The 13492-nt window shown below is 63.3% G+C and carries 9 protein-coding genes; 5 read left to right on the forward strand and 4 right to left on the reverse strand.

Annotation, left to right across the window (positions count from 1 at the left end; genetic code table 11):
* Positions 1-13 precede the first annotated feature (13 nt).
* Both WDJ58_RS21270 and WDJ58_RS21275 read left to right on the forward strand, forming a co-directional pair.
* On the forward strand, positions 14-1249 hold the full coding sequence (locus WDJ58_RS21270) for a hypothetical protein (protein WP_338915315.1): 1236 nt from the start codon (positions 14-16) through the stop codon (positions 1247-1249).
* Positions 1250-3176: 1927 nt separating this feature from the next.
* On the forward strand, positions 3177-4046 hold the full coding sequence (locus WDJ58_RS21275) for a VOC family protein (protein WP_338915316.1): 870 nt from the start codon (positions 3177-3179) through the stop codon (positions 4044-4046).
* A 94-nt stretch (positions 4047-4140) separates the two neighbouring features.
* Here WDJ58_RS21275 and WDJ58_RS21280 read toward each other — a convergent pair whose 3' ends face one another.
* From WDJ58_RS21280 to WDJ58_RS21295, 4 genes are all read right to left on the reverse strand, one after another.
* Positions 4141-5346: an extracellular solute-binding protein gene (locus WDJ58_RS21280; RefSeq protein WP_338915317.1), complete on the reverse strand. Its 1206-nt coding sequence runs from the start codon at positions 5344-5346 to the stop codon at positions 4141-4143.
* A 75-nt stretch (positions 5347-5421) separates the two neighbouring features.
* Positions 5422-6291: an ABC transporter permease gene (locus WDJ58_RS21285; RefSeq protein WP_338915318.1), complete on the reverse strand. Its 870-nt coding sequence runs from the start codon at positions 6289-6291 to the stop codon at positions 5422-5424.
* Positions 6284-7225, reverse strand: a complete 942-nt coding sequence (locus WDJ58_RS21290) for an ABC transporter permease (RefSeq protein ID WP_338915319.1) — start codon at positions 7223-7225, stop codon at positions 6284-6286. Before WDJ58_RS21290 ends, WDJ58_RS21285 begins: the two co-directional genes overlap by 8 nt.
* Positions 7226-7262: 37 nt before the next feature.
* Entirely contained in the window at positions 7263-8336 is a 1074-nt protein-coding gene (locus WDJ58_RS21295) for an ABC transporter ATP-binding protein (RefSeq protein ID WP_338915320.1), read from the reverse strand.
* A 219-nt stretch (positions 8337-8555) separates the two neighbouring features.
* On the opposite strand from WDJ58_RS21295, the gene WDJ58_RS21300 reads away from it, so the two are divergent.
* The 3 genes from WDJ58_RS21300 to WDJ58_RS21310 all read left to right on the forward strand — a co-directional run bounded on the left by WDJ58_RS21300 (position 8556) and on the right by WDJ58_RS21310 (position 13438).
* Positions 8556-10703, forward strand: a complete 2148-nt coding sequence (locus tag WDJ58_RS21300; RefSeq protein ID WP_338915321.1) for a hydantoinase/oxoprolinase family protein — start codon at positions 8556-8558, stop codon at positions 10701-10703.
* The gene (locus tag WDJ58_RS21305) at positions 10703-12496 is read left to right on the forward strand and encodes a hydantoinase B/oxoprolinase family protein (RefSeq protein WP_338915322.1); all 1794 of its coding nucleotides are present in this window, start codon (positions 10703-10705) and stop codon (positions 12494-12496) included. Before WDJ58_RS21300 ends, WDJ58_RS21305 begins: the two co-directional genes overlap by 1 nt.
* Before the next feature lie 165 nt (positions 12497-12661).
* Entirely contained in the window at positions 12662-13438 is a 777-nt protein-coding gene (locus WDJ58_RS21310) for an IclR family transcriptional regulator (RefSeq protein WP_338915323.1), read from the forward strand.
* The last annotated feature ends 54 nt before the right edge of the window (positions 13439-13492 follow it).

Here is a 13492-nt window from a genome sequence, read left to right on the forward strand (position 1 = left end):
CGGGTGGCTCCGCATGAAAGTACCAGAGACAGAGTTCGATAGCTCGTTTTCCGCAGCGACCATCCCGATCAAGGAAGCGGTCGGAGGGTTTGCGGCGGATACAGAGGTGATGACTACCCGGGGGGCGGTACCCGTTCCTGAACTCACGACTGACGACCTGGTCTACGCGCTTGACCCGACGACACGGCTCGTGAAGACGAAACCTGTTCGAGCGATCGAACGATGCGAAACGGAAGGCGTGATCGAGATTCGCACCCGACGAGCCGACCTCAGAGTTGCGCCGGACCACCCGATCGTCTATCGAACGAAGGCGATCGCTCAGCCGCGATTCATACGAGCCGGTGACCTCAGCGATAGAGAGTACTACCAGTTTATCAATCAGTGGCGGCGACCTCCTCGCGAACCCCGATCGGAGATCGACATCACCGATTTCACGGACGAGTACCAGGCTTGTGTGACCAGATCCGTACACGGACACACGTTCCGTGCAGCGCTTCCGGACGGTTGCGAGCCGATCTATCGGAGCAGGAACGTCGGCTACTGCTTCGATGCGGAGACGTTCAAGCGATATCAGACAGAGCTAGAGGCACTCGGCGATACTGTCGCAGTGCGGGCCAAGCGTGGACACCACCCGCAGCCGTATCGATTCGATGCCGACGCATTCATCCAGTTCATCGGCTGGTTCGTCTCCGAAGGGAGTATTCACCGATCTCCCGACCGCGAGACGGCAGAGATTCAGATCGCACAGGAAAAGCCGAAACATCGGCGGACGATCCGATCTCTCTTCGAAAAGCTCGGGTTCGACGTCTCTGATAATGATCGGTCCTTCTCGTTTGGGTCGTACCTCTACGGGCAGTTACTCAAGCAACTGTGTGGACTGCGGAGTGCAGACCGACGGCTCCCAGAGTTCGTCTGGGAACTCTCCCGACGCCAGCAACGGCTTCTGCTGGAGGTGCTGTTGGATGGAGATGGGAACGAACAGCGGACCTACTACACGGCGAGTGACCAACTCGTCGGTGACATCCTCCGACTCTGTCTCGAGCTGGGGATCAAACCCCGGTACTCGTCTCGGCGTGGAACGTGGCAGGTCTTCGTGAACGCGGTCAACGATGGGTTCGTTGCAGGCGAACATGTTCAGCGGATTTCAACATCAGCTTCTGTGTATCGCGTGACCGTAGAGGATTACACGGGATTGATGGCCGGAAGGGACGGGCGGTTTCAGTGGATCGGGATCAGTTGTATTGCCTGATCCATCTTTCAGTTATCTGTACCTAGCCTAGCACCAAGTGAGGCTATTCCTACTGATTGGATTCTACTTTTCTCTCAGGAATACATGACCAAATACAGACATTGTACGCACCGATGACGAGTCCGATCGTCTGCTCGACGAGGGGGAGTCCCCCGCGCGCTCGACGAAGCGATCGAGCGCCGCCGTCCTGACGTCCCGGTCGTGGGGGGTCGTCGAGAGGCCCAGGTTCAGCGCGAGGTCGTACAGTCGGTTGATAACCAGCGGGATCGTCTACCTCCGTACAGAAGGCCCGGTACGCGTGGATTTCGTCGCGGTCGGCGAACTATTGTCGGACACGCCAGCCGTCCGGCGCTATCCGGACACGCTCGTGGAACATCCGATGGCCCGCCATCCCTTCGAGCGACGCCGGTCGACGACTGTCGAGGACGACCCGGTAGACCGTCGCCTCCCTGCTCTCGCTGACCAGGTCGACAGCCTCCACCGCGTGCGGGTCCGTGACCGCAGGTCGTCGAGGACGAGCGGCTGTTCAAGGGCGAGTTCGGCCGCCTCCGAACAGTCGTAGTGAGCCCGGACGGGGACGTCCTCGTGACGACGAGCAACCGGGACGGCAGGGGAGAGCCGCTGGACGACGACAGGCTCCTACGCATCCGGCGGGGCTGAGCACCAGGAGGGTCCACGTTGGTCCGATGGTACTGGCCGGACGGAACGGATCGCACACAGCTTCTCCCAGGGACACGACGTTCTGGCTGGGGCACCAACAAGGGCATACCGCTCGATGCCGAGCGCCGGTCGTCTTCAGACTTGGGATGACCCGACCGAGAAGCAGGCATTCGGACAGAGCCATACCGCGTACGGGGCCTCCACCGAACGGAGTGGACTTCGAGTGAGAGACACGCCCTAACTCTGAGTGAAGCGATACGGTTCTTCGTATCCGCGGGGGAGCCGACAGAGTGGACCGGGCAGTCGGGCGCAGACCACGCCTAGATGATTAATTAAGTTGTAATGAATTAGCGAGTTGTTTCCGTACTCGGGGGCTCGTTACGAGTCGACGACCGCAACCGGCACGAGAGGTCGGAGAGCGGCGGGTCTGCCGGAGTGCTCTCCGAGAGATAGACCCCAGATCCGGCAGATTACTGCATCACGTGCCCGAGCAGTGGACGGGCGATCTCTGCCACTGAACCCGAGGACCAGACGGGCTGGAACTTGAATAGACGGTCGTCCGTCGTCGAGGTCTGCGCTACGAGGTCTCCGTCGTCCAGTCTTCCGGGCTCGATATGTAGCACGCGATGACGAACCCCACCTACGCAGCAGGACCCAGTTCGTATATCACCCTCCGGTAATTCGGGAGAGAGCAGTCTGCACCGCACTCGCTTTGCCGAGCTCGTGAACGAGTAGTGGCGTTCATGCCGGCGCGTCGTAGCGCCCATCACCAGATTATCAACGACGCATTTATTACAATTATTTCCATCTTTTTGTTCCAGGTCTATTCGCTTGGAAGCCGTTCCGAATGGCCAGTACGAACGACTCTCGTCCGGACTTCACGAACCAGTTGTAGATCGTTCGCCGCTGTAAGCCGCTCGGCGAGTCCGGCCCGAGACATCGGAGATCGGTACTTGTCACCAGGGTCGGCTCCACGGACCTGTTCCGTTGGCTGCGCCGGGTGCGTGATAGGGGTCGGTAGCGGAGACGCGTCAAGATGTTCCACACTGAGTTCGATGGTCCCGAGCAGATGTTCTGGCTACCCAGCTCGGGATAAGGACTTCCACGGGCACGTATCTTCTGTGAAAGGGTTGAACCGGGGACAGAGACGGAAGCGATCAAAGACCAGGACCCCTCCCCCCTGGGTATCGGCTCGGCTCGCCAGTACTGGTCAACTGGCGCTCTCCCGCGGAGGAAGGACTATAACGCCCCGACGAATGACTCCTGTATGCTCGGTCGACAGCAGGACGAACACGTACGGCTGGACCACGCGGTGATCGGCGGGAACGACCTCTCCGAGATAGACGACGCGTTCGACTCACTCGGGATGGAACCGACCTACGCGGGGAAGCTAGAGAACGACATCAACCACCTCTCCCAGCTCGGGTTCGAGGATGGGTCGTACTTCGAGCTGACGGCGACGCTGGAGCCGGGCCAGGAGTCCCCGTGGTGGGACGTCCACATGCAGAAGGACGCGGGACCCACGGCCTGGGCTGTCGAGGTAACCAATATCGCGTCCGTCGTGGACGAGATCGCCGAGCGAGGGACGCCGGTCGACGGCCCGAACGAGTTCGGCCGCGAGCGGCCCGACGGGACGTACTTCGAGTACGAACTCGCGACGCTAGGAACGAAGGAATTCGGGACGCAGCTCCCCTTCCTGATCGAGGACCACACGCCGCGGTCGAACCGCGTATCGACACCGACACCGAGCGTCGCCGACACTGAACTGGTCGGGGTCGGGGCGGTCGTCGTCGGGCTCGGGGACCTCGACGACGGCATCGAGGTCTACCGACAGGCGTTCGACCTGCCGGAGCCGAGCAGGCAGACCGACGAGGAGTTCGGTGCGGAGCTGGCACACTTCCCGGACACGCCGATCGTCCTGGCGACGCCGCTCGCCGCCGGGAACTGGCTCGCCGACCGGCTGGAGACGTTCGATGATGGTCCGTGTGCCTACCTGCTCCGTTCGTCGGACTGGGACAGGACCACAGAACGGTTCAGCCTGACGGGGGAATCCTCGTGGTTCGACGACCGACTCGCGTGGATCGACTCCGAACGACTCGACGAGATAAACGTCAACCTGGGCGTCCTGTCACCGTAAGGCGCGTCGACGGGACGACCGTTCGAGGTTTTTAGAAGCGATAGCGATCGGATCCGTGGCCGTCTCTACCGGGCTCCCAAGGGGTCGGTCCCGCTCAGGCGGTGTAGATCGAGTTCCACGTCTCGGCCCACTCGTCGGAGTTGTCCCACATGTACTGGTAGTCCGGGCGCTTCAGATTGCTTAGGTCCTCCTCCTGGACCGGGTCGATACCCAGGTCCAGTATCTCCTGGGGGTACTCCGCTTCGCCGTTGACGATCCCGCACCCGGTGTACTGGGGGTGGCGCTCCTGGGCGTATACGGAGACGGCCTCGTTCACGTACGCCATCCCGGCCTCCACGTTCCCGTTCTTCGGGACGCCGAACGTCTGGGTGGCGTCGATACTCGCGGGGGACAGTTCCCTCGCGCCGGCGACCGGGGCGTCGTTGCGGTACATGTCGAGGAGCCAGCTGTCCCACGTCGGGACCAGGGCGTCCACCTGCCCCTGCGAGACGAGCTGTTTCGCCTGTGACTGTCCGTTGATGACGGTGTACGTCTTGGGCTCCATGTGCTCGCGCTGCCAGTCCCACCCGGCCTCGACGTCGAGGTCCGAGGAGCTGAAGTCATCTCCGGTGGCGATGGCGGCGGACATCAGCAGCATGAGCCCCTGCGTCCAGGTGTACGGCGGGATGGCGATGGACTCGGCGTTCTCCACCGTCTCCGTCCACGAACCCGGGTTGCTGTCGTAGGCGTTGGTGTTGATGATCGGCATGACCTCCTGGAGCATCCACCCCATCCCCGTGTCATCGAAGTACTTCACGTGGTCGTAGACCTGCTCGGCGTTGGTCATCACGTCGGGGTAGTCCGAGAAGGTCGCCAGGTAGTCGTCCCGGTTGAGCGTCCATATCCCGTTCGGGTTGATGTCGACGACGTCCGGCGGGCTGTCGGGGTTGGCCTGGATCTGACTCACCATCGGCCCAGTCGTCGTCTGCTCGGTGTTGATCGTGAGGTTGTACTTCTCCTCGACCCTGGGGACGACGACCTCCCGCTGGAACGTCGCCAGCCCGCCCAGGTTGACCAGAACCGAGATCTCCTCGCCGCCGAAGTCCATCGTCTCCTCACCGCTGCTCGTGGCCGTGCCCGACGTCGTCCCCGGCGTCGGGGTCGCGGTGTCGCCTCCGGTGTCGTCCGCGGTGGTCGGCGTCGACTCCGCACCGGAGTCCTCGCCAGAGGTACAGCCCGCGAGGCCGGTTAGGCCCGCAACTCCGAGCCCACCGGCCGCCTTCAGGAACTGCCGCTTGGTCTGGCGTCTCTCTCTTTGCATCGTGTTACCACCTTTCCCCAACTCTACTTATATTTTTGGAAGGTACACAGAATATACCAGTACTTTCAGTGTAGGTTACATGTACTCGCTGATCCCGAAGCCCCGTTCCGCGAGGAGGACGACGACCAGGATGCTGCACATCAGCACGGTCCCGAGCGCGGCCAGCTGCTGGGGCGGTGAGTCGTAGAACAGGTTGAACAGGCGAAGCGGCACCGTCTGTGTGTTGGAGCCGCTCAGGAACAGGGAGACGATGTACTGGTTGAACGAGAGGATGAACGCGAAGATGGCCCCGCTCACGAGCCCCGGTTTGATGAGCGGGAGCGTGATCTTCGTGTACGTGGTGAGCTCCGTCGCGAAGAGGTCCTGGGCCGCTTCCTCCAGCGTGTGATCGAAGTTCTGGAGGCTCGCCAGGATCGTCCGCGTCGGGTAGGGAAGTATCACGATGACGTGGCCCGCGAGCAGCGTCCAGAACGACATCCGGATCCCTAGCCCGTAGACGGTGTTGAGCCGTCCGATGACCAGCAGGATGGCGAACCCGGTCACGAGCCACGGATAGATGAGGGGTGACAGCAGCAGCGTCTCCAGACTGGTGGAGTACTTGAAGTCGTACCGGGCGATGGCGAAGGCCGCGAGACCGCCGACCAGAACGGTCACGACCACCGTACTGAGTGCGACTTGGAGGCTGATACCGAGCGCCTGGACCAGTCCGAGGGATTCGACCCGCTGGGGGAGCAGCAGGTACCAGTCGAGCGACCAAGACTCGGGAGGCCACCCGCCGTACCCCTGCTCCTGGAACGAGATCACCACGACGATCACCAGCGGCGCCATCAGGAAGAGGATCGTACTGTACACGAGGAGCTTGTACAGCACCGAGACGGCTCCAGCGATGAGCCGGTCCCGGGCGCCGGCGTCCGTGACGAGCGCCTCCGACGACCCCTCACTCATCGTCGTCACCCCCGGAGTCCTCAATGAGCAACTGTGTCCGGTAGTACAGCACGATCACGAGCACGGAGATGGCGATCAGCATCGACGAGAGCGCGCTCGCGAACGGCCAGTTGTTCGAGGAGGTGATGAGGCGGGTTATCTCGGTCGCGAGCACCTTGAAGTCGCCACCGAGCATCTGGGGGGTCACGTACGAGGTCATGGCCGAGAGGAAGACGATCAGGATACCGGCAGAGATGCCCGGGAGAGAGAGTGGGAGGATGACCTTCAGGAACACCTCGAAACGGTTCGCGCCGAGGTCCTGTGCCGCCTCCTCAAGCGACTCGGGGATCGTGTGTATGATGCTGATGATCGGGAAGACCATGTAGGGGAGGAGGACGTGAGTCATTCCGATTATCACGCCGCTGGGACTGAAGAGGAAACTCGGAGCCGTCTCCTCGGTAAAAAAGGGGGTCCAGACGAGGACTGATTCGAGGAGCCCTCCGCGGGAGAGGATGACGTACCACCCGAACGTCCGGATGACGAGGTCGATGGTCAGCGGCGCGAGCGCGCTTATGACGATCACCGTCCCGAGCAGACCGCCCTTCCTAGCGGCCGTGTAGGCCAGCGGGAAGCCCAGCAGGAAGGCGAACAGCGTCGTGAAGAAGGAGATGCGTATGCTCCGCATGAGGTACGTCTGGTAGAGCGGCGTCAGTATCCCGCGCGCGTAGTTCATCACCGACCAGCCGGTTCCGACGCTCCCCTCCACGTAGGGGAAGAAGCTGTACCGGAGGAGCAGCAGCGAGGGAATGACGAGGAAGAAGGTGATGAGGACGACGCCGGGGAAGAGGAGGAGCCACTTGCTCGTCTCCCGTCTCTGGTACCGTCGGATGAAGTCGGACACCCCCTCGTTTACCTGTGAGAGCGCCCCGGTCACCCGTCGTACCGTGCTCACCATCGGATGCAACCCCCGGGGCAACGTGACGACCCTCGCATCAGTCGCTCACGACCGTCGTGTCCTCGTTGTCCCACGTGATGACGACCTCGTCGCCGTCCTCGAACTCCCGTCGTTTCCCGCTCCCGTTGACGATGAACTCCTGACCGTCGACATCCACGTAGTACCGGTACTTGTCGCCGAGGAACAGGCTGTGCTGGAGCTCGCCGGTGAGGACATTGTCGGCCGACCCCTCGGCGCCCGCAGAGGCGAGGCTTATGTCCTCCGGCCTGACGAACACGGTGGGTCGCACCCGAAGGTCGCCGTCGTAGTCCAGTCGGATCTCGGACCCGGCCATCCGGATGACGACTCGCCCGTCGACTTCGGTGATATCCCCGTGGAGGATGTTGGTGTCGCCGATGAAGTCCGAGACGAACTCCGTTCTGGGCGACCGGTATACCTCGGTCGGCGTCCCTATCTGTTCGATCCGGCCGTCGTTCATCACGGCGACCCGGTCGGCCATCGTGAGCGCCTCCTCCTGGTTGTGGGTGACGTAGAGGGTCGTGATGCCGAGTTCCTGCTGGAGGCGGGCGAAGTCGACGCGGATCTGGTCGCGCAGTTTCTTGTCGAGCGCACCGAGCGGCTCGTCCATCAGCAGCACCTTCGGTTCGGGGGCCAGGGCGCGGGCGGTCGCGACCCGCTGTTGCTGTCCGCCGGAGAGGCTCGCGGGCCTGCGCCCCTCCATGCCGGCCATGTCGACCAGTTCGAGCACCTCGCTGACCCGCTCGTCGACTGGCTTCCGGTCGTACCCCCTGTTCTTCAGCCCGAACGCGATGTTCTCCCCGACGGACATGTGCGGGAAGAGGGCGTAGTCCTGGAAGACGGTGGCCGTATCCCGCTTGTGTGGAGGGACGCCGACGAGGCTCGTCCCCGCCAGCGAGACGTCCCCCGTCGTCGGCGTCTCGAACCCCGCGAGCATCCGGAGGGTCGTCGTCTTCCCGGACCCAGACGGGCCGATTATCGCCATGAACTCGCCGCGCTCGATGGAGATGTTGATCTCGTCCACGGCGGTCGTCTCGCCGTATTGTTTCGTCACATTCTCGTATTGAATGTCCGTTCCGCCACGGGTTGCCATACCTCCGCATTTCTTTCGTCCCCCATTATGTTTTCCCTCGTCCGCTGGCCGGACGCGAGCCATCCTTCGACGTTCCGGCAGTCGACCGCGGGAAATCGAACGAAAGTACAGCGCGAAGCGGACAGCGACCGGGGGCGACCCGACGCGGTCACCGGCGGTTCGTGAGACCCGTCGTCCCGCCCGAACACGCGTCACGCGAACGGGTTCGGCGGTGGTCGGGTGACCAATACCGCTACTACCCCCTCAAATTTTATAGCCCTCCTTCGTTCGATGCGCTGTGTCGATAGCAAGCGCCTGCCAAGGGAGGGTAGAGAGACGACCATGACGAAACAGCTCGCGGTTGACATCGGCGGCACGTTCGTCGACGCGATAATCTTCGACTCGGAGACCGGCGAGATCCACCTCGAAAAGGCGTCGACCACGCCCGAGGACCTGACCGAGGGAGTGATAGAATCGATCGACAAGCTTGACGTTTCGATCGACCAGGCGGAGTCGTTCGTCCACGGGACGACGCTGGGGCTCAACGCGGTTCTCGAGAAGAAGGGAGCGAACACCGGCATCCTGACGAACGAGGGGTTCACGGACGTCTTCGAGATGGGACGGTACGACCGCCCGGCGGAGGACATGTTCAAGGTCCCCTACAACAAGCCAGAGCCGCTCGTCCGCGGGCGGAATCGGGTCGGAGTCCCCGGCCGGATGAGCGCTGAGGGCGACGTTGTCGAGCCGCTCGACGAGTCGGCGGTGATCGACGCCAGCGACGAACTGGTCAAGGGGAACGGCGTCGAGTCGGTCGTCGTCTGTTTCCTCCACGCCTACCAGAACGCCGACCACGAACGGCGCGCCGCCGAACTGCTCCGGGAGCGACACCCGGACGTGAGCGTCTCGATATCGAGCGACATCGTCCGGGAGTACCGGGAGTACGAACGGATCAGCACGTCGGTGATCGACGGGTACATCAAGCCGATCTTCGAGTCCTACGTCGACGAACTCGACGGGGCGCTCGGGGAGGCCGGCTTCGACGGGTCGTTCTACATTACCCGCTCCGGCGGCGGGGCCGTGCAGGCCGAGGACGCGAAGTCGGTGCCGGTCCACACGCTCCTCTCCGGGCCGGCCGGTGGGCTCATCGGCGCGGCCCACATCGGCGAGCAACTCGGCCACTCGAACGTGATCGCCGCCGACGTCGGCGGGACGAGCCTCGACGTGTGCGTCGTCCAGGACGGCTCGCCGACGGTCCGCCACGAGTCCGCCCTGGAGAACCTGAACCTCCCGGTGCTAATGCCGATATACGACATCCGGACGCTCGGTGCCGGCGGGGGGAGCATCGCGTGGGTGGACAACGGGCTCCTGAAGGTCGGGCCCGAGTCGGCGGGCGCCGACCCAGGGCCGATCTGTTACGGGCGCGGCGGGACCGAGCCGACAGTGACCGACGCTGCGCTCCGACTAGGCTACCTCGACCCGGAGAACTTCCTCGGGGGCGAACTCTCGGTGTCGGTCAACGAGGCCTACCGGGGCATAGAGGAGGAAATCGCGGACCCGCTCGGGATGTCGGTGCTGGAGGCCAGCCGCGGCATCTTCGACGTCACGAGGGTCGGGACCGTGACTGCGATCCGGCAGATAACGGTCGAGCGGGGGCTCGATCCCCGGGACTTCGCCATGGTCGCGTACGGCGGTGCCGGGCCGCTGTTCCTCCCGCTGGTCGCCCGGGAGATGAACATCAGCGAGATCGTCATCCCCCGGTCGCCATCGGTGTTCTCCGCCAAGGGGATGTTCATGACCGACGTCGTCCACGACTTCTCACAGACGTACCTCGAGGAGCTGGACCACGTCGAGATCGAGGAGATCGAAGCGGAGTTCGAGCGGCTAGAGCGGGAGGCGACCGAGGCGCTGGCCGATGACGGGTTCGACGATACGGAGCGGGAGCTCGACCGGACGGCCGAGATCCGCTACCGGGGCCAAGAGCACTCCGTCGAGGTGTCGCTCGACGACGTCTCCTCGAAGGCGGCGATTAGCGACCGGTTCGCGTCGGTCCACCAGAACAGGTACGGACACCAGATGGACGACCCGGTCGAGATCGTCCACCTTAGGGTCCGCGGTCGGGGCATGACCGAGACGCCCGACTTCGGCAGGGAAGAGACGGCCGCTGGCGGGGTCGACCTGGACGAGGACACGCGGGAGGCGTACTGCTTCGCCGAGGGCGAAGGAGTTCCGTTCCAGGTGGTCGACCGCGACTCGCTTGGGAGCGGAGAGACGCTCGATGGGCCGGCCATCGTCCAGGAGCCGACAGCGACGCTCGTCTTCTACTCCGATCAGTCGGCGGTCATCGACGAGCTCGGAAATATAGTGATAACCACGGAGACCGATAGATAATGACAACAGACACGGAGAGGGATGTCGATCCGGCGACCGTCGAGGTGGTACAGAACTACCTCACGTCCGCCGCCGACGAGATGCAGCGCACGTTGATCAGGACCGCATACAGCACGATCATCTACGAAATCGTCGACTTCGGTATCTCGCTGTACGACCGCGAACTGAACCTGATCGCCGATTCCCCGGGGCTCGCGATGTTCCTGGGGGCGAACGACTTCGGGATCAGGAAGAGCGTCGAGTACGTCGGCGAGGAAAACTTTGACGAGGGGGACATCCTCGTCACCAACTACCCCTACTGGAGCGGTGGCCACCCCAACGATGCCATCCTGTTCAAGCCGGTCTTCTACGAGGAGGAGATCGTCGGGTACGGCGTCGTGCGAGCCCACTGGACGGACATTGGCGGGAAGGACCCGGGGTACATCCACGACTCGACTGACGTCCACCAGGAGGGGCTCCTGTTCCCGGGGACGAAGCTCTACAAGCGGGGCGAGCCGGACGAGGAGCTGATGGCCCTCCTGCGGTTCAACTCGCGGACGCCGGAGATCACGCTGGGCGATCTGAACGCCCAGATCGCGGCGCTGAACCGCGGGGAACAGCGACTACAGGAGCTGTACGAGAAGTACTCCGTCGACACGGTGGAGTACTGTCTCGACCGCATCCTCGAACATGGCGAGCAGAAGGCACGAGAGCAAATCGCCGACCTCCCCGATGGGCAGTGGGTCGGGACGAACTACCTCGACAACGACGGGATCAACCTCGACACCATCGTCAAGATTGAGACCGAGGTGACGATAGACGGCGACTCGTTCACGGTCGACTTCTCGGGCTCCGACGACCGGACCGACGGACCGGTGAATCTGCCGCTCGGGCTCACCGAGTCGGCGAGCAAGGTCGCGCTGAAGTCCATTACGACACCGACCGAACCGTCCAACGACGGCCACTACGAGCCGCTGTCGGTCATCGCGCCGGAAGACAACCTGTTCCACGCGACCTACCCCGCGCCGACGTTCACTATCTGGGCCGCGTTCCTCGGTGTCGACTCCATCTACCAGGCGCTTGCACAGGGGATGCCCGAGCGAGTCGGGGCGAGTTCCGGGGGCGACATCGGGGATCCGATGTTCTACGGCCGTGACCCGGAAACCGACGAGATGATCGTCGACACGACGCAGGCCGCCGTGGGCTGGGGGGCGAGCAGCGAGCACGACGGTGCCAACTCGACGCTCCACATCAGCCAGTCCCGCGTCCGCAACATCCCCATCGAGGTGATGGAGAACCGGCTTCCGATCCGGATCGAGCGCGCGCAGCTCCGTACCGACTCCGGGGGTGCCGGCGAGTACCGTGGCGGGCTCGGATCCCGGCGGGACTATCGGTTGCTCGAACCGTTCAATGCGCTCATCAACGTCAAGAAGACGAAGACGGAGGGCTGGGGGCTCGAAGGCGGGTCGCCCGGGAAGAAGAACGTCGGCGTCCTGTTCCCCCACGACGGCGACACCGACGCGCTGGCGGAACGGATCAACATCCTGGCCGACAATGACTCGCTGTACAATGAGCCCGACGACCGGAAGATGGTCGGGATGTTCCGGGGGCCGTTCGAAACCGACGACGTCATCTCGTACCGGGCGGGCGGGGGCGGCGGGTATGGCGAGCCGTTTGACCGGCCGCCCGAGAAGGTGCGCGAGGACGTGATTGACGGCTACGTCACCCGGGAAGCCGCACGCGAGGAGTACGGCGTCGTGATCACCGAATCGATGGAGATAGACCAGGAAGCGACGGAGCAGTTACGCTCTTAGCGCCTCCACCGGGGTCGGCCCGACTGTCGGACCCCGACCAGACACCCACTGTGTTCGACCGCCTGTTGCGATCCATCGGCTCTGACGGCGATCGGGCACGTTTCGTCGACGGAGAAGTGTTTGAGGTTACCGAACGTATTTATATTGAGCCAAACAACCACCGCTATGGTCGACTCGAACGCCTCGTCCCCCCGTCGGATAAAGGCCGTACAGACCTCCTTTCGTATCGTCGAGGAGCTCGTCGAGTGCGAGGAGGCGGGCGTCACGGAGCTCGCCGACCGGCTTAACCTCTCGAAGGGTACCGTCCACACCCACCTGTCGTCGCTCGATAACGAGGGGTACGTGGTCAAGCGTGGTGGGCGGTACCGGCCGAGCCTCCGCTATCTCCGGATCGGTGACCGGATCCGGGAGTCGTTTGATATTTACAAACACGGCCGGAACCCCGCGAACAGGCTCGCAGAGGAGTGCGGCGAGCTGGTCTACCTCGCCGTAAAACAGGGGACACTTGTGTGTTTCCTCTACGCGGTTCGGGGGAGCGACAACGCCATCCAGACAGCTACTCAGCTCGGACGGACGCGATACTTCCATACGACCGCCGCGGGAAAGAGCATGATGGCACACATGAGCGAGACGGCCGTCGAGGAGATACTCAACGTGCACGGGCTCCCCCGGAAGACGGACTTCACGGTCACCGACCGGCACGTCCTCTTCGAGGAACTCGAAGCGATTCGGTCACAGGGGTACGCGGTCAACGCACAGGAACAGCACCTCGGGGCGGCGACGGTCGCCAGTAGCGCCCTCCGGCCGAACGGCGAGGTCATCGGGACGATATCGATCAGCGGACCGGCGGCCAAGTTCGACGCGGAGTACGTCGACGAGATGGCCGGTCTGGTGAAGGAGGCGGCGAACAAGATCGAGATCGACGTCAGCAACGTCGCCTGAGACAGGCCTGTTCGTAATCGTCAAACACGCTTCTTTTACAACCATATGCATGTA

This window comes from Salinirubellus litoreus (genome assembly GCF_037335815.1).
Classification (GTDB): domain Archaea; phylum Halobacteriota; class Halobacteria; order Halobacteriales; family Haloarculaceae; genus Salinirubellus; species Salinirubellus litoreus.